The organism is Halomonas sp. DP1Y21-3 (assembly GCF_019801245.1).
Classification (GTDB): Bacteria; Pseudomonadota; Gammaproteobacteria; order Pseudomonadales; family Halomonadaceae; genus Halomonas; species Halomonas litopenaei.
The window spans coordinates 1,028,176-1,045,408 of record NZ_JAHVJM010000001.1 but is presented as its reverse complement, the minus strand read 5'-3'; the positions used below and the strand labels follow the sequence as shown (position 1 = coordinate 1,045,408).

Genomic DNA, 17,233 nt, shown 5'->3' with positions numbered 1-17,233 from the left:
GGGAGGCGTTTTGGCCGACTGTCACGACGAGGTTTGCTGCCTGTGGTGTTACCGACTCTGCTGGATATCGAAGCCTCTGGATTCGGGCGCGGCAGCTACCCGATCGAGATCGGCCTGGCGCGGCCGGACGGCAGCTGCTGCGCCTTTCTGATTCAGCCCCTCGAGGAATGGACCCACTGGGATCCCAAGGCCGAGCTGCTGCACGGGATATCCCGGGCCCGGCTCGAGCGCGAGGGCTATCCGGTACGTCATGTCGCCCGTTGGCTTAACGATGAGCTGCACGATATCGGCATCGCCTACAGCGATAGCTGGGGGTACGACAACACCTGGATGTCGCTGCTGTTCCACCACGCAGGCATGATCCCCGCCTTCCGCCTGGAAGCGCTGCGGCGGTTGCTCGACGAGACCCAGATGGCGATGTGGAGCGACATCAAGGAGTCGGTGATCGAGGAGCGGGGCATCCAGCGCCATCGCGCCGGCGAGGACGCCCGGCTGCTGCAGTTGACCTTCGCCCGCACCCAGGAGCTCAGCGCGCGCCGCTGACGCTCACTCTTTATCACTCTCGCTGACGCTCACTCTTTATCACTCTCGCTGACGCTCACTCTTTCTCGCGTTCTTTGCCGCGCCATGGCGCCGCTCTATGTGGCGCCGCTCTCTATGGAGCTGTTGGGAGCCTGCCTACCTGAACAGTTACCCACAGCCGGTCCGGCTGACCGTCTGTGGATAACGTGCGCTGGTGTGAACCTTCAGGGAGCGAGATCAATCGGCGGCGACACGCAGCAGCAGCTTGCCGGTGTTGGCATTGTCGGCGAGGTGCTGGTGGGCGGCCTCGACCTCCTCGATGGGCCAGCCGGCGTCGATCAGCGGAGCGAGCTCGCCGCGCTCGAGCCTTGGCCACACGTGGCGAGCGAGTTCACCCAGAATCCTGCCCTTGTCTTCCGGTGACCTGGCCCGCAGGGTCGAGCCGATCAGGCGCTGGCGCTTCATCAGCAGGCGGCCGATATCGAGCTCGGCGTGGCGTCCGCCCATCAGCCCGATCACCACCATTCGTCCATCGGCGGCCAGCACCCGTTGATTGTCGGCCAGATAGCTGGCCCCCACCGGGTCGAGGATCAGGTTGACCTCGCCGAATGCCTTGACCGCCTCGACGAAACTGCCCTGGTGGCGGTTCCAGCCCGCCCTGGCACCCAGCGACAGGCAGCGCTTGAGCTTTTCATCGCTGCCCACGGTGACAAAGCAGGGGTGACCGAACTCGCGGCACAGCTGGATCGCGGCGGTACCGACGCCGCTGGCGGCGGCGTGCAGCAGCACCTGCTCGCCTTCGGCGAGTTGGCCTTCGATGAACAGGTTCAGCCAGGCGGTGGCGTAGACCTCCGGCAGGGCGGCGGCCTCGCGCAGGCCAAGGCCATCGGGCACCGGCAGCACCTGGCGTTCGTCCACGCAGACCTTCTCGGCGTAGCCGCCACCGGCGAGCAGCGCGCACACTTGCTGCCCAACCTGGAGCTTTTCGACCTCGGGGCCGAGCGCCACCACGCTACCGCTGACTTCCAGTCCCAGCACCTCGGAGGCGCCTGGGGGCGGCGGGTACTGACCGGCGCGCTGCATCAGGTCGGCGCGATTGACGCCGGCCCAGGCCACCTCGATATGCACTTCTCTGGCCCGGGGGGCGGGGAGATCGTCGGTGGACCGCCAGATCAGGCGGTCGCCGTCTTGCTGCATGGCGTACATCGGACATCCTCCATGATGAAATGAGAGGTCGACGAGGCGGTTGAGAAGCCGCTTGGACGCAGGAGCCTAGCGCTTGTCCAGGCGGGCCTCGAGCGCCTCCAACAGAGCGTCGGGGTTGGCTGCACTGATCAGCGTATCGAGCGTGGCGGTGTCGAGAAAGCCCTGCTCCACCCCGGCGTGGAGGAACGTAAGCAAGGGGCGATAGAAGGCGCAAGTGTCGAGAATGCCGATGGGCTTGGCGTGCAGGCCGAGGTAGCGCCAGGTCCAGGTCTCGAAGAATTCCTCCAGGGTGCCGATCCCGCCCGGCAGCATCACGAAGGCGTCGGCGTTGGCCGCCATCTGGGCCTTGCGCTCGTGCATGTCGCCGACACGAACCAGTTCGGTCAGGCCATCGTGGGCCAGCTCCCGGTCCACCAGGTGGTGGGGCATGACGCCGATGACCTGGCCTCCGGCCTCCAGGGTGGCATCGGCCAGCGCGCCCATCAGGCCGACACTGGCGCCACCGTAGACCAGGCCATGGCCGCGTTCGGCCAGGCGCCGGCCGAAGGCGCGGGTATCTTCGAGAAAGCGGGGATCTTCGCCCTGGCGTGAACCAAGATAGACACAGATCTGGGCCATGGAACGTTCTTCCTGTCGCGGCGTGAAGGGTGAGAGCGCTTGTCTGCGAGCAGCTCAGGGCAATAGATCGATGATGCCGTAGTGCTCGTCGACCCACTGGCCGATCACATTGTTGCCGCACAGGTGATGGGCGTACTGGGTGTGCAGGCAGCGCACCTGATCGTGGTTGGCGATGCCGCCGATGCCGCGTTCACGCAGCACCTTGTCATAGCCCAGACGCTCGACCTCGGCACGCTGCTCGGCGCTCATGTGCGCCCAGCGGGTGGCGATGTAGTCCTGGTGGCTTGCATGGTAGGCCGCACGGAAGTCGTCATCCTCCTTCAGCCGGGCTTCCAGCGACTTGATCACGCCGGCGGCCTCGATCCGTGACAGCTCCACCTTGAGCAGCTCGGAACTCAGCCAGAACAGCGTGGGAAACGGCTTGCCGTCGACGATCGGGGCCATGCGCAGCACCAGCGGAGTGCCTTCGCCGTCGGTGGCGGCAAGGGCCTCGATGCCGCGGGGCTCGCGACCGAGCTGCTCGGCGATGATCGCCGTCTGGGCGGCATCGGGGGGCGTGTCAGGACGGATCACCATCGGGGTTGTCTCTTACGAATTTGGTGGAGCGCCCCACCGCGCGAAAGAAGGCACGATTGAGCTGTTCCGGGGTGGGGACGTAGGCCTGCTCGCGCTCGATGAACTCGGCGCCGCGTGCGATCAGCACGTCGTAGAGGCGATTGAACGGGGCATCATAATCGTAGGGATCGGCGCCGAACAAGCGAATGTGCGGATAGTCGGCGAAGCGCTCGAGGAAGAAGGCTTCCAGGCTGGCCTCGGCGGCGCGATGGCGGACCTTGTCGTCCGGGTCCAGCCACAGGGTGTAGCGGATCGCCATGGGCACCTCTGGTGTCGATATGGCTCCACCCTAGCATTTTTGCCATTTTGACGCTTGTTCGGCCGGTCTTTTTACCGCGAACGGGGCAGTCTCGAAGGGCTAGCTCGAAAGGCTGTCTCGAAGCGCTATCTTGAAACGCTATCTCGAAGGGCTATCTCGAAGGGCTATCTCGCCAGCGCCACCACCTGGGCATCGGTCAGCGCGATCAGGTCGTCCGGTGCCAGGGTGATTTCCAGGCCGCGGCGTCCGCCGCTGACGTGGATCTGGCTGTGGTCGTGACAGCTGTCATCGATAAAGGTGGCCAGACGCTTCTTCTGACCCAGCGGGCTGATGCCGCCGACCACATAGCCGGTGGCCCGTTCGGCCGCTTCGGCCTCGGCCATGGCGGCCTTGCGACCCTTGGCCGCCTTGGCCAGGGTCTTGAGGTCGAGCTTGCGCGACACCGGCACGATGGCCACCACCAGGCGCTGGCCATCGATGCTGGCCAGCAGGGTCTTGAACACCGCCGCGGGGTCCAGTCCCAGCGCCTCGGCCGCCTCCTCGCCGTAGGCCGGCGAGCGCGGGTCATGCTCGTAGCTGAGGGTGGAAAATGGTCTGCCGGCCTTTTCCAGCGTCTTGACGGCGGGGGTCATGGTCAGGCGATCTCCGGTTCGTGAAGGTGCTCCATCAGGGCTTCGCGCAGCTCGCCTTCGATCGGCACCGCCTTCTTGGTCTGGTGGTCGAAGTGCACTAGCACGGTGTGGCCGAGATTGGTCAGCTCGCCCTTCTGGTGGGCTTCCTGGGTCACGGTGAAGGAGCTGTTGCCCAGGCGTGACAGGTAAGTGCGAACCTCGATGTCATGGCCATAGTGGAGTTCGGCGCGATAGTCGATCTCCATGCGTGCCATGATCAACCGCCACTTGGCCGGGTCCAGGTCCGGGGTGAACAGTCGGAAGAGGTCGTTGCGTGCCAGCTCGAACCAGGCCGGCAGGCGGGTATTGTTGACGTGACCGAGGGCGTCGGTGTCGTAGAAGGCGGGCTCGATGGTGCGGGTCAGCATAGGGCGTTCTCGTTTGTTGTGGTGGCGATGTCAGGGTTTCAGGATTATCCCAAGCAAGCGCTAGGTCAAGATGCGGGCGTCGGCGCGCCCGTCTTGGCTCAGCCTTTAGCTCAGCCCTTGTCTCTCAACTTCGGCGGCCTGCCCACCACTGCTGCACGCGCATCCACGACAACAGCCACAGGGTGGCGGCGGCGAAGCCCAGCAGGGTGCCTGGCCACAGGCCGAGGCTTGCGTAGGTCAGTGACACCACCAGGGCGTAGCACAGAAGCGAGCCCAGGCCCGCAGGATAGTGCTTGATGACCGTGGCCACTGGTGCTGCCCCCTGGGTCAGGTGGAGGATCACCAGGAACGGGTACATGGTCACCGGGAACGCCGCCATGACCCCGGCCCAGGCGCTCGGCACCACATGGGCGAGGCCGGTGATCAGGAAGATGATGCCCGCGGCGAGCCCTGCCCGCAGCGCCAGCGCCGGCCAGGAGAAACCGCCCTTGGGGGTGGCCTTGACGTCGGGGACCCGGCGATAGAGCCAGGTGAAGACGATGATGGCGGCCAGGGTGGTGAGGGTGCCTCCGAGGCGGCTGAAATCGACCTGGGTCAGCAGGCTGCTGGCGGCGAGCCAGGCGGCAAGGCCTCCCGCGGTTCCCTGGGCCACGCCCTTGAGCCCGTCACCGCGTGCGGCCAGCAGGTAGCCGCCGCCCAGCGCCAGGGTCGCGGTGAAGCCGGCCAGGGTGTGTACGGCGCTGTCGCTGGCGAACTGGGGCGACAGCTCCAGGCCAATGAAGAACAGTGCGATGGCGGTGCCCAACGGGTAGCCGGAGAGCAGGCCGGCGACCCGGGTGCTGACCCGCTCGGCGATGACCGACAGGCCGAGCACGACGCCGACGGAGATAAGCAGTTTGGCCAGTTGCCAATGAAGGGGGACGTCCATGAGGGGAGGGGGTTCCTTGGGTTATCGTAGGTATCTGGTGACCAGGTTCAAGCGAGATGACCATGACCGAGCTGTCGCCGCCCCCGAGGCCGGAGCGCTGCGAGCTGTGCGCGCGAGGGGCGCCCCTGACCAAGCATCATCTGATACCGCGTTCGCTGCACGGCAAGGCGCGCTATCGCAAGCGCCACGATCGCGTCGAGCGCCTGACGGCGATCCTGTGGGTGTGCCATGGCTGCCACCGCCATCTTCACGCGCTGCTGAGCGAGCGTGAGCTGGCCGACCATTATCGCAGCCGCGAGGCGCTGCTGGCACATCCGGAGATTCGTTCCTTCGTCGAATGGCTGTCGACCAAGCCGGATGGGTTTCGGCCAAAGAGGCCGACCCGGCGAAGAGGCTAGGGCTTCAGTGCGGTGCCTAGACCAGCCTGAGCCCCTGGCGATCAACCCAGGCGGCGGTCACCGCGGCAGCCAGCGGTTGGCGAAGGTGTTCCGGCAGGGCGTCGACGGCGGCGTCGCGGCTGTCGAAGGCGCGATTGCGCAGCCAGCAGTAGGCCCAGGCGCAGGCCTCGGTCTCATCGCCGGGTGTCGGCCGGGCGGGCATCTGTACCAGCAGGAACAGCGCGGTACGCACCGCCCAGTGGGGTGGGATCTCGTCGTTGTCGGCGGCGGCCCAGCGCTCCAGTGTGGCGCCGTCCGGGGTCTCTCCCGGGTCGCCGAGGCCGGCGACCCGGGCGGTTTCTGCCAGGATCAGCGCCAGGCGATCGGGGTCGCCGCGTCCAAGCGCCAGCCACTGGCCGATCAGGGCAGGCATTCCTCGGCATACCTTGGCGAAGAATCCGTGATGCGGCATGGTGCTTGTCATGGGGGAAGCGTCCTTCAAGTGCTTGGCCAGGGTATCCTGGCAACCGACCAGCCATCGTCAGGGAGATGACCATGAAACCCGATTTTGCCACGCCGATCGATCGACGACAGCCCCGCGGTGATGATCGTTCGCCACATTGGCCGTCACAGAAGTGGCACCGCCACGGTGATGACGTCCTGCCGCTGTGGGTCGCGGACATGGACTTCCGCTCGCCCGAGGCGGTGGTCGAGGCGCTGTCGGCGCGCATCGATCATGGCGTCTTTGGCTACGGTCTGGTGGCGGAAAGTCTGGAACAGACGCTGATCGACTGGAGTGCCAGCCACTATGGCTGGGACATCGAGGCCCGCTGGCAGCACTGGCTGCCGGGGGTGGTTCCGGCGTTGCACCTGGCGAGCCTGGCCTTTACCGAGCCTGGCGATGGGGTGCTGACGGTGACGCCAATCTATCCGCCGTTCTTGCAGGTGGCCAGGCGCACCGGGCGCCTGCCCCAGCAGGCAGCCATGCGCCCGCCCCAGGCGCCGGGCGAGCCCTGGACGCTGGACCTCGAGGCGCTGGAGGCGGCGATCACCGAGCGGACCCGGCTGCTGTTGTGGTGCCAGCCCCACAACCCCACCGGACGAGCCTGGCGCCGCGAAGAGCTCGAAGGACTGGCCGAACTGGTCGAGCGTCATCGGTTGATTGTGGTCTCAGACGAGCTGCACTGCGACCTGCTGCTCGACGAAGGAGCGCGCCACCAGCCCCTGGCCGCCGCCTTCCCGGCGCTGGCTGATCGCATCATCACCCTGTGGGCGCCCTCCAAGACGTTCAATCTGGCTGGGCTGACCGCCGCCTGCGCGATTTGCCCCGACGCCGGCCTGAGAAAGCGCTTTCGTGATACCGCCAAGGGATTGATGCCGGACGCCAATGTGCTCGGGCTGGTGGCGGCAGAGGCCGCCTATCGCCACGGCGAGCCCTGGCGTCAGGAGTTGTTGACGGTACTGCGTGGCCACCGCCAGACGCTGGTCGAGCGTGTCGCTGGCTGGCCCGGCGTGGGCTTCAGCGCCCCCGAGTCGACCTATCTGGCCTGGCTCGATCTGCGCCAGTCGACCCTGGGGGCCGAAAAATCGCCTGCCTCGGCATTGCTCGAGCGAGCCGGGGTCGCGCTGTCGGATGGCGCCGACTTCGGCTGGCCGGGCTTTGCGCGGCTCAATTTCGGCACCACGGCCATCCAGCTTGACGAGGCGCTGGCGCGCCTGGACCAGGTGTTGGGCGGCTGAGTGGCGCTGGCGTAATATCCTCAACAACGAAAACGGGGCCCTCGAAGGGGCCCCGTTTTCATGCTCAGGCGATGAGCGGCAAGGCGCTCGACGTCTCGATCCACTCAGTAGAGCAGGGCGAACAGCTTGCGGCGGTAGCTCACCGTCAGCGGATGATCGGCGCCGAGTGCGTCGAACACCCGCAGCAGGGTCTTGCGCGCCAGGTCGTCACCGTAGGCACGGTCGCGCTTCATCACTGCCAGCAAGCCTTCCAGACCGGGTTCATAGTCACCGTCCGCCACCTGGCGCAGCGCCCTCAGATAGTTGGCCTCGCTGTCGTCACGCCCCTCCAGGGCGGCCAGGGTCTCGGCGTCGGGCGCTTCTTCGCCGAACTCGATGCTGGCACGAACGCCGCGGGCCTCGGGACCGTCGCGGTCTTCCGGAGGTAGCGCGTCAAGCAGGGCGCGCGCTTCATCATTGCGACCTTCCGCCACCAGCACTCGGGCCATCTGGATCTGGTAGGCCAAGTGGTCGGGGTACTGCTGTGTCAGCTGCTGCAGGATCTCCAGCGCGGTGGCGGTGTCGCCCGCCGCCAGGGCCTGCTCGGCCTGTTCTTCGGGGCTTGCCGGAGCATCTTCCGGGGCCGGGAAGTAGCGGCCCAGCCACTCGCGAATTTCCTTTTCCGGCAAGGCGCCCTGGAAGTGGTCCACCAGACCGCCCTGGCTGATCAACTTGACGTCGGGTACCGAGCGTACGCCGAGCTGGCCGGCGATGTCCTGGTTGTCGTCGATGTTGAGCTTGGCCAGCAGGAAGGTGCCGGCGTACTCGCGGGTCAGCTTTTCCAGCACCGGCATCAGGTTCTTGCAGGGCTCGCACCAGGGGGCCCAGCAGTCCAGCAGCACCGGGATTCGCATGGACAGCTCCAGCACCTGCTGAATGTTGCTGCGGTCGACGTCGAAGATCAGGTCGCTGTCGGCCGGCCCCTGGGACGCCGCGGCGGCACCCTGGGCGGGTTCGCTGCTCGGATCGCTGCTCAGAGGTTCGCCTGTACGAGGGTCGACGATGGGCATGGGACACAACCTTGTCAAAAGTGAATTGCCCTAAAGATGCGGGCGACGGCCACCGACTTCAAGGCGCCTGCCGATACGCCGGAGCATGCCTGGAATCGATGACTGGCCAGCGGTGTGCCCAAGACGCGGTAAAGGGCTGCGGCGACGGTCGATTCTTGACCGACTCGGGTTGATCGAGGTCAGCTCTTCGACGAAAGAAGGAGGGGTGGATGGCTAATCCGGGGACACGGAAGCGCCAAAAAATATCGAATTGGCACAGAAAAATTAAGATTTAATCAGGGGGCGGGCTTCGTAGTACAGCGATGCCGCAACGGCGTCTGGTGGCGAAGCGCTGGCCTCGGCCAGCACCGGACAGCCAACAAAAAAACGAGGCAGTCCCGAAGGACTGCCTCGTTTTCGTATTTGGTAGCGGGGACCGGATTTGAACCGATGACCTTCGGGTTATGAGCCCGACGAGCTACCAGACTGCTCCACCCCGCATCAACGAGGACGTAGTATACGGATAATTCTGGCTGCGTCAACCCTGTGCGATTTCGGGTGTGATGGGTCGTGCCGTTCGGGCGCTGTGGTCCATACTGGAGGGGCTGTCATGCAAATGTCAGTGCTAGACGCTAGCCTGGTGGATAGTCGTTGTGGACGTTGATTCGACGCAGTACCACGACGAAGGCCTGCCGAGGTAGGCAGGTGGGGCTGGGCGTCGCAGTGGCAGGAGGCCACCCGCGATCGCTCTGGGCCCGAGGTTCCTGGTTGCGCGAATGCGCAGCACCAGAGCATCCACTGCTATACATGCTTGCAACAACAAGTGCCGTCGCCAAGCGGCGGCGTGAAGGACAATCAGGGAGGTCGTCTATGACTCAGCAAAAGCCCGTCGCGTGGGTCACCGGTGGTACTGGTGGTATCGGAAGCTCAATCTGTCGCGAACTGGCGGATGCCGGCTATCAGGTAGTGGCCGGTTACAACAATCCTGACAAGGCCAAGACCTGGCTGGAGACCCAGAAGTCGGATGGCTATGACAATATCGACATCGCCGGCATCGATCTGACCGATTTCGAGGCCTGCCAGAATGGCGTCAAGGCGATCGAGGACCAGCATGGGCCGATCGCAGTGCTGGTCAACTGTGCCGGTATCACCAAGGATGGCACCTTGAAGAAGATGTCGGCGGACCAGTGGAACGTGGTCATCGACACCAACCTCAACAGCGTCTTCAATACCTGCCGCAGCGTGATCGAGAGCATGCTGGAGCAGGGCTACGGACGGATCATCAATATTTCGTCCATCAACGGCCGCAAGGGGCAGTTCGGCCAGGTGAACTATTCCGCCGCCAAGGCCGGCATGCACGGTCTGACCATGGCGCTGGCGCAGGAAACTGCGACCAAGGGCATCACCGTCAACACCATCTCGCCTGGCTATATCGCCACCGACATGATCATGAAGATTCCGGAGAAGGTGCGCGAGGCCATTCGCGAGACCATCCCGATGAAGCGGTACGGCACGCCGGAAGAGATCGGCCGCCTGGTCAATTTCCTGGCCAGCAAGGACAACGGTTTTATCACCGGTGCCAATATCGACATCAATGGCGGTCAGTTCATGGGCTGACAGACGTCGCGCCGGGCTCACGAGGCTCGGCGATGTACATTTCGCCAGAAACCACGATGCGAGGCCAAAAGGCCTCGCATCGTGGTTTTCAGGGGTTGAAAGAGGGGGGGAGGCACGGCAAGCCGTGCATCGCTCAGGGTGGTGGCAGTTGACTCAGCCCATCCAGCAGGGCGTCGAGCTCCTGTACCTCGCGCTCCCACTGCTGGCGCGACACTGGACCGGTGGCCAGCAGCCCGCACAGTACCGAGATCAGCTCGTCTTCCCGGCTCGGCGCCTGGCCAAGGCTGTCGTTGAGGCGGTCGACCTGGATCGCCAGGCGCAGTGGCTCGTCCTGGTGGCCGATTGGATGGCCCGCCAGGAGCGCCAGGTGTACCCGCAGTCGTGCCAGACGCTCGGCGACTTCCTCCGCTGGAGCAGGATCGCGTCGTGCGGCGTTGCGCTGTGCGTGGGCCTGTTTCAGCGCCGGCGGCAACGATAGCGCGGCGGGAATCTCCACATCACTGCAGAGGCGACCGGCGAGGCAGTCATCGTCGGCCTCAAGGTGCTCGAGAATCAGGGGTTTGACCTCGCGCCAACGACCGACGACCTCTGCCACGGAGAGCCGTTCCAGGCGCTCGCGCCGAGCCCGTACGATGCCGGTCCAGCGCTTGCGCATGCCTTCGGTGCGCCGGCCCGATGGCAGCGGTTCCAGCGCGCTGGCCTCATCCACCGCCTTGTCCAGCCAGTCGGCCTCGCTGCTTGCCGCGGGTTGCCAGGCATCGATGCGGTCGATCAGGGCCTGCATCTGTTCCAGCCGCTCGCGAGCACGCTGGGCACGATCATCGCGCTCGGCGTCACGCTGGGCGAAGATCTGGTCGCATAGTTGGCGGAATTCTCGCCACAGGGTCTGCTCCTCGCCCTTGGGCGCGCGCCCCAGTTCGCGCCAGCGCTGTTGCAGTGCCTTGGCCTGGTCGGCTCGCTGGCGTGCCGGCAGTCGTGCATCGACCAGCGCTCGGGCCTGGTCGATCACCTCACGCTTGGCGTCGGCGATCTCGTTGGCGCGGCGATCGATCAGCGCCTGCAACTGATGCCGGATGCGGCCGAAGCGTCGTCCGATGGCCTCAGCGTGATCGCGCGGGACAGGGGCGGTGCGGCGCCACTGTTCCCTGGCCTGGTCGCGGATCTCGCGCAGCGCGTCGGGGTCGGCCTGGGCGGCGGGCTGCTCCAGAAGGGCCTCGATCTGCTCGCACAGCGCTTCGCGTTCTGCCAGGTTGGCCTCGCGCAGGCGCTGTTGTTGTTCACGCCAGGCCTTGAGCGACTCGCGAATACGTTCGGAGGTTGCCCGAAAGCGCTCGGACTGCTCGCGGTTGGCCGCGGCGTCGCCCAGTGCCTTCCACTCCTTGACCAGCTGGCGATGGCGGCGGTCACGGTCACGGTCGGTGAGGGTGGCGTCCTGCTCCAGGGCCTCGATGGCCTGGCACAGTTGCTCGCGCTTGGGACCGGCGACGAAGCCGCGCCAGTCACGCAGTTCGGCGAGTCGTGCGCCGAGGCGCTTGAGTCGAGACTGCTGGGCACCGGCCGAGGACGGCAGCTGATCGGCGAGGTGGCGAAGTCGCTGGTGCAGGCGGCTTGCTCCCTTGAAGGTGCCCTCGTCGAGCAGCGCCTCGAGGCGATCCAGTTCCTCATCGAAGCGTGTGAGCTGGGACTCAGACGGTTCGTCTCCGGAAAGATCCTTCTCCAGGCGAAGATGGTGTCGGGCACGTTCGAGCCTCGGGTCTGGCGGCAGACCTTCGGGCCACTTGCAGTCGCTCACCAGCTGCTTCAGCGCAGCCTCGTCGCCGGCCCTGATGGCTTCCTCCAGCGGCAGGGCGCGCTCGACCAGGCGCTGGTGGGCCTGGTTGATGGCGTCGTAGTTCTTCAAGGCCTTGTCGTAGCGCTGGCGCAGGCCGTCGTCGGCGAGGTGGATCTCGGACAGTGCCTGCCAGCGGTTGGCCATCAACTGCTTCTGAGCGCGCAGGCTGGCCAGGTCCTGTTCACCGACATATTCGCCCTGATAGAGCGCGGCCAGGCTTTCTTCCAGCGCCATGACCAGTGCCTCTCGGTCCTGGTCGGCCTGCTCGCGGCGCTGTCGGTCGGCACGCAGGGCGTGTTCCTGGGCCTCGTGATCGTGAATCACCTTGCGACAGCGCAGGCTGGCCTCCTGGTAGCGCTGCTCCTGCCCGGCGTCGGGCAGATCCGCCAGTCGAGACCACTCGCGCTCCAGATGGCGGAAGCGCCCAGCGTAGAGAGGCTCCCAGGTGGCGCGGGCGTGCTGCTCGAGACTGGCCAGCAGTTGCTCGCGTCGTTCCCGAGCCTGTTCCACGGCGTCGGCGTCAGCGCGCAGTCGACCCAGGCGTTCCTTGGCGTCGCGCACCACGTGGCGATCCCGGCGGGCCGCCTGGGCCAGCTGCTTGAGACCTTCCTCGGAGGTGACCCGCTCGGCGGCGGCGTGACGTACGGCGGCGATGCCGTTGTCGCAGGCCTGGCGAATCAGGGCGGCCTCGTCATCGAGCCTGGCCAGGGCGGCGAGTCGCAGCTGCTGGTTATCGCCCTGGAGGGCGATCTCCTCGAGCATCGCCGCGTCGTCCAGGGACTCGACGATCTGCTGGCGGCGGCCAAGTTCGATGCCGCCCTGGCGACCGATCAGCAGCGCGATGAGCTGACGATCGAGCTCGCGTGATCCTTTACCCTCAACGCGCAGCTCCAGCAGTCGCTGTGGGTCGTCCAGGCGTCTCGCCGCGGCGAGACGGACGTCGGGCTCGGTGTCCTGGACCAGGGTCTCGAGGGCCTCGCGTTGGCTCTGGGGGTCGAGCCGTTCGGCGGCGTCGCGTCGGACCTGTGGATCGGGATGTCGCCAGCGTGGCGAGAAAAGGCGGCGGAGGAGTCCGGGCATGGGGCTTCCTGCAAAGAAATAAAGAAAGGTGGCGAAACGGCTTCACCATCTTGTTATTGCGCCAGGCAAAGCCGGGCGTCGAGATAGAAAGTTTATCTAAGCATGCGCGCCACCATCAGAAAAGGCCTCAGCGCAGGGCTGTGGCTGATTGGAGACACTGACAGGAGGACAATTGAGGCTTATGATCGGTTGCAGGACCGGGGGCTCTGACTTAGCTTGAGATCATCCCCCGACCAACACCCGACGTGGAGTTCGGCAATGAGCCTCAAAGTGGACAGGGACAGCATGGCGTTTACGTTCAAGGGTGGGATGCTGCCCATGACGGTGATGGAGCTTTCCAGTGCGGATCCCGAGGAAATTCGCGATCAGCTCGCGGGCAAGCTCTCGCAGTCGCCAGCCTTCTTTCAGCACACCCCGGTGGTGCTCAGCGTCGAGAAGCTCGACGAACCTCACCTGGCCCTGGAACGTATCTGTGCGGTGTGCCGGGCGCACAAGCTGCTGCCGGTAGCGGTGCGTGGTGGTGCAGATCCGGTCAAGCAGTCCGCCTGGGCGCTCGGACTTGGCTGGTTCCCCCCCCAGGATGCCGCCCGTGCGCGCACCCTGGAAAGCGTTCCGGTGCAGGAAGACGAAGACGTCACCGTGGTCGAGGAAGTGGAGGCTGACGCGCCTCATGGCGGACGTATCTTTCGTGGCACCGTGCGTTCCGGCCAGCAGATCACCGCTCCCGACGGCGACCTGACCGTGATCGGTGCGGTCAATGCCGGGGCCGAGGTACTGGCGGCGGGCAACGTCCACGTCTACGGTGCCCTCAGGGGGCGTGCCCTCGCTGGCATTCACGGCGACCACCAGGCAGGCATCTTCTGCCGTGAGCTGCATGCGGAGCTGTTGTCGGTGGCGGGCAACTACAAGCGTCTCGAAGATATCGACCCCCAACTGCTCGGCTCCTCCGTCCAGGTCGTGCTGACGGACGATCAGTTGGGGATCACCGCGCTGAAGTGAGCCGTCAGCTGGGCTTGTAAGGAGCCTTCGGCTGAACTGATAGGGAGCCTTCGGCTGAACTGATAGGGAGCCTTCAGCTGAACTGATAGGGAGCCTTCAGCTGGGCTTGTAAGGAGCCTTCAGCTGGGCTGATAGGGAGCCTTCAGCTGGGCTGGTAGGGAGCCTTCAGCTGGGCTGATAGGGAGCCTTCAGCCGGGGTTGTAAGGAGCCCTCAGCTGGGCTGATGGAGAGCCTTCAGCCGGGCTTGTGAAGCGCCCTCAGCGGGGCGTTGCCGCATCAGCGGGCGCTTTAGCGCGGGACAGCGATTTTTATAAGGCCGTGCCTGGTCACTGCGGTGACCACACAGGACCAACAACTTTACGACGACAGGATGCGACACTTGGCCAAGATCATCGTTGTGACCTCCGGTAAAGGCGGGGTCGGCAAGACAACCAGTGCGGCAGCCATTGCCACCGGGCTGGCACTCAGAGGCAACAAGACGGTAGTGATCGACTTCGATGTCGGTCTGCGGAACCTCGACTTGATCATGGGCTGCGAGCGCCGTGTGGTCTACGACCTGGTCAACGTCATCCAGGGCGAGGCCGGGCTGAACCAGGCGCTGATTCGTGACAAGCGCGTGGACAACCTGCATATCCTTCCTGCTTCCCAGACTCGGGACAAGGATGCCTTGACCCAGGAGGGCGTCGAGAAGGTGCTGGACACCCTGACCAAGGACTTCGACTACATACTGTGCGATTCACCCGCCGGTATCGAACGTGGTGCCCAGCTGGCCATGTACTTCGCCGACGAAGCCATCGTGGTGACCAACCCCGAGGTGTCTTCGGTGCGTGACTCCGACCGTATCCTTGGGCTGTTGTCATCGAAGACCCGGCGGGCCGAGCAGGGCAAGGACCCGATCAAGGAGCACCTGCTGATCACCCGCTACAACCCCGGACGGGTCGACCAGGGAGACATGCTGAATCTCGAGGACATTCGCGAGATCCTGGCCATCAACCTGGTAGGTTTGATTCCCGAGTCCGAGGCCGTGCTGAGAGCCTCCAACCAGGGGGTCCCGGTCACCCACGACGACAGCAGTGACGCTGGCCAGGCCTATATGGATACGGTCAGCCGCCTGATCGGAGAGGAGGTGCCCTTGCGCTTCCACGAGTATCAGAAGAAAAGCCTGCTGAGCCGCATGTTCGGAGGAGGAGGTCGCCGGTGAAACTACTCGATTTCCTGAAGCGCGAACGCAAGAAGTCCGCGTCTGTCGCCAAGGAGCGGCTGCAGATCATCGTGGCGCACCAGCGTAGCCAGCGGGGACAGCCTGACTTCCTGCCGATGCTGGAGAAGGAGTTGCTTGAGGTCATCCGCCGCTATGTCGAGGTGGACGATGATGCTATCAATATGTCGCTGGACAGCGAGGACAACTGCTCGGTGCTCGAGCTCAACGTGACCCTGCCGCGCAGCAGTTGATGCAGCGCCTGGCGTTGCTTGAACGTCGTGATATCGTCGATGCCACATCGCCGATGCGATATCGACAATGCCAGCCATCAAGATGACGCCCCTTGGGCGTCTTTCGTGTATTTCCTTCCCGCGCCGGACTCGACCTGTGATCGTGCAGGCTGAGCCCGGCGTTGGCCTGTGCTAGGCTGACGGGCCTTTGACGTACGCGTGGAGACCGCAATCCCATGGCGCAGCCGAAAGCCGCTCCGCTGACCTTTCTGTGGCACGACTACGAGACCTTTGGTGCCGATCCTCGGCGCGATCGTCCCTCGCAGTTCGCGGCCATACGTACCGACGCCGAGTTCAACGAGATTGGCGAGCCGGTGGAGCTGTTCTGCAAGCCCGCCGATGATGCCTTGCCGCACCCCATGGCCTGCCTGATCACCGGTATTACGCCCCAGCAGGCGAGGCGCAACGGTGTGCCCGAAGCCGAGTTCGCCGGCGCCATCGTCGACGAGATGAGCGTCGCCGGGACCTGTGCGGTGGGCTACAACAGCCTGCGCTTCGACGATGAGGTCAGTCGTCACCTGTTTTACCGCAACCTGATCGACCCCTATGCACGGGAGTGGCAGAACGGCAATTCGCGCTGGGATCTGATCGACGTGGTGCGCGCCTTTCACGCCTTGAGGCCAGAGGGCATCGAGTGGCCAAGGCGCGAGGACGGCAGTCCCAGCTTTCGCCTGGAAGACCTGACCGCGGCCAACGGTATCGAGCATGCCGGCGCCCACGACGCCCTGGCCGATGTGCGCGCCACCATCGCCCTGGCGCGACTGTTGCGTGGCGCCAATGCCAACCTGTTCGACTACCTGCTGTCGCTCAGGGCCAAGCGTGAGGTGCGCAAACGCCTGGATACGACCCAGCGCAAGCCGGTGGTGCATATCTCCCGGCGCTATCCGGCCAGCCGTGCCTGCGGGTCTCTGGTGATGCCCCTGGCCGAACACCCGACCAATCCCAACGGCGTCATCGTCTACGACCTGTCGCTGGACCCTGCCGACTTGCTGCGTCTCTCGCCCCAGGAGATTCGTGCTCGGGTATTTGTCAGCAATGACGACCTGGCCGAGGGGGAAAGCCGGATTCCGCTGAAGGTCGTGCACATCAACAAGTGCCCGGTGATCTTTCCGCCCAGTGCGCTCAAGGATGTGTCGGGGCCCCATCAGGGCGAGTACGGCGAGATCGTGGCGCGCATGGGGCTCGAGATGGACGCCTGTCGCGGTCACTACCAGCGGCTGGCCAAGGACCCCGATATCGTCGCCAAGGTGCAGGAGGTGTTCGCCGAGCCACCGCCGGAGCCGCCGAGGGATCCGGACCTGATGCTCTACTCCGGCGGGTTCTTCTCTCCTGCCGACCGCCAACAGATGGAGCGCGTGCGTGCCATGGATCCCTGGGATCTGGTCGACGCCAGCTTTGCCTTCCAGGACCCGCGCCTGGAGGAGATGCTGTTTCGCTACCGCGCCCGCAGCTATCCGGACACCCTGACCGGCGAGGAGCAGGCGCGCTGGGAGACCTTCCGGTGGGAGCGGATGAACGACTCGGCGCTGGCGAGCCTGACGCTAAAGGACTTCGCGCGTGAAATCGAACGTCTGAACCAGACCTCGCTGAGCGATCGCGAACGCCAGATCCTCGAGGAGATGGTGATGTTTGTGGAGTCGATCATGCCCGCCCAGGCGTTCGGCTAGGGGACCAGCCTGGCGCAGACGCACGGCGTCGCGCTGGCCGTGTCGGGCATCATCAATATGGCGCCATGAATCAGGTGCCATGTATCAGGTGTGATGAAGCGGGTGAAACGACAAGGCCCGACCGGCGCTGCCGGTCGGGCCTTGTCGTCACTGCTGTCGGCGGCGGCGTCGCCAGCCGGGCGGGATCGCCCCCAAGCAGGGGGCGATGGGGTGGGC

General features: G+C 65.2%; 18 protein-coding genes and 1 tRNA gene. 8 read left to right on the top strand and 11 right to left on the bottom strand.

Going from position 1 to position 17,233, the window contains the following annotated elements; genetic code table 11:
- Positions 1-36 precede the first annotated feature (36 nt).
- Positions 37-543, top strand: coding sequence for a hypothetical protein (locus tag KUV74_RS04545; RefSeq protein WP_108131597.1), 507 nt, complete (start codon positions 37-39; stop codon positions 541-543).
- Between the two features lie 216 nt (positions 544-759).
- On the opposite strand, the gene KUV74_RS04540 is transcribed toward KUV74_RS04545, so the two are convergent.
- The 7 genes from KUV74_RS04540 to KUV74_RS04510 all read right to left on the bottom strand — a co-directional run bounded on the left by KUV74_RS04540 (position 760) and on the right by KUV74_RS04510 (position 5,187).
- Positions 760-1,728 carry an NAD(P)H-quinone oxidoreductase gene (locus tag KUV74_RS04540; RefSeq protein ID WP_222515710.1) on the bottom strand — a complete coding sequence of 323 codons (969 nt, stop codon included), beginning with the start codon at positions 1,726-1,728 and terminating at the stop codon, positions 760-762.
- Between the two features lie 66 nt (positions 1,729-1,794).
- Entirely contained in the window at positions 1,795-2,346 is a 552-nt protein-coding gene (locus tag KUV74_RS04535) for a TIGR00730 family Rossman fold protein (protein ID WP_108131194.1), read from the bottom strand.
- Between the two features lie 54 nt (positions 2,347-2,400).
- Complete coding sequence (locus tag KUV74_RS04530) at positions 2,401-2,922, bottom strand: DUF501 domain-containing protein (protein ID WP_045991352.1); 522 nt, start codon at positions 2,920-2,922, stop codon at positions 2,401-2,403.
- A complete protein-coding gene (locus KUV74_RS04525) occupies positions 2,906-3,220 on the bottom strand; it encodes a hypothetical protein (protein WP_045991351.1) in 315 nt (104 codons plus the stop codon). The genes KUV74_RS04530 and KUV74_RS04525 overlap by 17 nt, the downstream gene beginning before the upstream one ends.
- Before the next feature lie 164 nt (positions 3,221-3,384).
- Positions 3,385-3,852: a Cys-tRNA(Pro) deacylase gene (ybaK, locus tag KUV74_RS04520; protein ID WP_045991350.1), complete on the bottom strand. Its 468-nt coding sequence runs from the start codon at positions 3,850-3,852 to the stop codon at positions 3,385-3,387.
- 2 nt (positions 3,853-3,854) lie between these two features.
- Positions 3,855-4,259, bottom strand: coding sequence for an acyl-CoA thioesterase (locus KUV74_RS04515; RefSeq protein ID WP_045991349.1), 405 nt, complete (start codon positions 4,257-4,259; stop codon positions 3,855-3,857).
- Positions 4,260-4,383: 124 nt separating this feature from the next.
- Entirely contained in the window at positions 4,384-5,187 is an 804-nt protein-coding gene (locus KUV74_RS04510) for a hypothetical protein (protein WP_045991348.1), read from the bottom strand.
- Between the two features lie 62 nt (positions 5,188-5,249).
- On the opposite strand from KUV74_RS04510, the gene KUV74_RS04505 reads away from it, so the two are divergent.
- Complete coding sequence (locus KUV74_RS04505; protein WP_045991373.1) at positions 5,250-5,585, top strand: hypothetical protein; 336 nt, start codon at positions 5,250-5,252, stop codon at positions 5,583-5,585.
- Between the two features lie 16 nt (positions 5,586-5,601).
- On the opposite strand, the gene KUV74_RS04500 is transcribed toward KUV74_RS04505, so the two are convergent.
- Positions 5,602-6,036 (bottom strand): hypothetical protein, encoded by a 435-nt coding sequence (locus KUV74_RS04500; protein WP_222515822.1) that lies wholly within the window; start codon positions 6,034-6,036, stop codon positions 5,602-5,604.
- 83 nt (positions 6,037-6,119) lie between these two features.
- Here KUV74_RS04500 and KUV74_RS04495 point away from each other — a divergent pair, with 83 nt between their 5' ends.
- Positions 6,120-7,304, top strand: coding sequence for a MalY/PatB family protein (locus tag KUV74_RS04495; RefSeq protein WP_108131197.1), 1,185 nt, complete (start codon positions 6,120-6,122; stop codon positions 7,302-7,304).
- A gap of 104 nt (positions 7,305-7,408) precedes the next feature.
- On the opposite strand, the gene KUV74_RS04490 is transcribed toward KUV74_RS04495, so the two are convergent.
- Together KUV74_RS04490 and KUV74_RS04485 are read right to left on the bottom strand one after the other, a co-directional pair.
- Entirely contained in the window at positions 7,409-8,353 is a 945-nt protein-coding gene (locus KUV74_RS04490) for a thioredoxin family protein (RefSeq protein WP_045991346.1), read from the bottom strand.
- Positions 8,354-8,756: 403 nt separating this feature from the next.
- Positions 8,757-8,833 (bottom strand) — tRNA-Met (locus tag KUV74_RS04485).
- 369 nt (positions 8,834-9,202) lie between these two features.
- Here KUV74_RS04485 and phbB point away from each other — a divergent pair.
- Positions 9,203-9,949, top strand: coding sequence for an acetoacetyl-CoA reductase (phbB, locus tag KUV74_RS04480; RefSeq protein WP_045991345.1), 747 nt, complete (start codon positions 9,203-9,205; stop codon positions 9,947-9,949).
- A 133-nt stretch (positions 9,950-10,082) separates the two neighbouring features.
- On the opposite strand, the gene KUV74_RS04475 is transcribed toward phbB, so the two are convergent.
- Entirely contained in the window at positions 10,083-12,860 is a 2,778-nt protein-coding gene (locus tag KUV74_RS04475) for a DUF349 domain-containing protein (protein WP_045991344.1), read from the bottom strand.
- 258 nt (positions 12,861-13,118) lie between these two features.
- Between KUV74_RS04475 and minC the strand changes: the two genes are divergently transcribed.
- From minC to sbcB, 4 genes are all read left to right on the top strand, one after another.
- The gene (gene minC / locus KUV74_RS04470; protein WP_045991343.1) at positions 13,119-13,859 is read left to right on the top strand and encodes a septum site-determining protein MinC; all 741 of its coding nucleotides are present in this window, start codon (positions 13,119-13,121) and stop codon (positions 13,857-13,859) included.
- 379 nt (positions 13,860-14,238) lie between these two features.
- On the top strand, positions 14,239-15,060 hold the full coding sequence (minD, locus tag KUV74_RS04465; protein ID WP_045991342.1) for a septum site-determining protein MinD: 822 nt from the start codon (positions 14,239-14,241) through the stop codon (positions 15,058-15,060).
- Positions 15,057-15,311 (top strand): cell division topological specificity factor MinE, encoded by a 255-nt coding sequence (gene minE / locus KUV74_RS04460; protein WP_045991341.1) that lies wholly within the window; start codon positions 15,057-15,059, stop codon positions 15,309-15,311. Before minD ends, minE begins: the two co-directional genes overlap by 4 nt.
- Before the next feature lie 215 nt (positions 15,312-15,526).
- A complete protein-coding gene (sbcB, locus tag KUV74_RS04455) occupies positions 15,527-17,017 on the top strand; it encodes an exodeoxyribonuclease I (RefSeq protein ID WP_222515709.1) in 1,491 nt (496 codons plus the stop codon).
- Positions 17,018-17,233 lie beyond the last annotated feature (216 nt).

Coding starts and splice junctions, on each gene's coding strand:
- KUV74_RS04540 (WP_222515710.1), bottom strand. CDS start 1,728: ATGTACGCCATGCAGCAAGACGGCGACCGCCTGATCTGGCGGTCCACC.
- KUV74_RS04535 (WP_108131194.1), bottom strand. CDS start 2,346: ATGGCCCAGATCTGTGTCTATCTTGGTTCACGCCAGGGCGAAGATCCC.
- KUV74_RS04530 (WP_045991352.1), bottom strand. CDS start 2,922: ATGGTGATCCGTCCTGACACGCCCCCCGATGCCGCCCAGACGGCGATC.
- KUV74_RS04525 (WP_045991351.1), bottom strand. CDS start 3,220: ATGGCGATCCGCTACACCCTGTGGCTGGACCCGGACGACAAGGTCCGC.
- ybaK (WP_045991350.1), bottom strand. CDS start 3,852: ATGACCCCCGCCGTCAAGACGCTGGAAAAGGCCGGCAGACCATTTTCC.
- KUV74_RS04515 (WP_045991349.1), bottom strand. CDS start 4,259: ATGCTGACCCGCACCATCGAGCCCGCCTTCTACGACACCGACGCCCTC.
- KUV74_RS04510 (WP_045991348.1), bottom strand. CDS start 5,187: ATGGACGTCCCCCTTCATTGGCAACTGGCCAAACTGCTTATCTCCGTC.
- KUV74_RS04505 (WP_045991373.1), top strand. CDS start 5,250: ATGACCGAGCTGTCGCCGCCCCCGAGGCCGGAGCGCTGCGAGCTGTGC.
- KUV74_RS04500 (WP_222515822.1), bottom strand. CDS start 6,036: ATGCCGCATCACGGATTCTTCGCCAAGGTATGCCGAGGAATGCCTGCC.
- KUV74_RS04495 (WP_108131197.1), top strand. CDS start 6,120: ATGAAACCCGATTTTGCCACGCCGATCGATCGACGACAGCCCCGCGGT.
- KUV74_RS04490 (WP_045991346.1), bottom strand. CDS start 8,353: ATGCCCATCGTCGACCCTCGTACAGGCGAACCTCTGAGCAGCGATCCG.
- phbB (WP_045991345.1), top strand. CDS start 9,203: ATGACTCAGCAAAAGCCCGTCGCGTGGGTCACCGGTGGTACTGGTGGT.
- KUV74_RS04475 (WP_045991344.1), bottom strand. CDS start 12,860: ATGCCCGGACTCCTCCGCCGCCTTTTCTCGCCACGCTGGCGACATCCC.
- minC (WP_045991343.1), top strand. CDS start 13,119: ATGAGCCTCAAAGTGGACAGGGACAGCATGGCGTTTACGTTCAAGGGT.
- sbcB (WP_222515709.1), top strand. CDS start 15,527: ATGGCGCAGCCGAAAGCCGCTCCGCTGACCTTTCTGTGGCACGACTAC.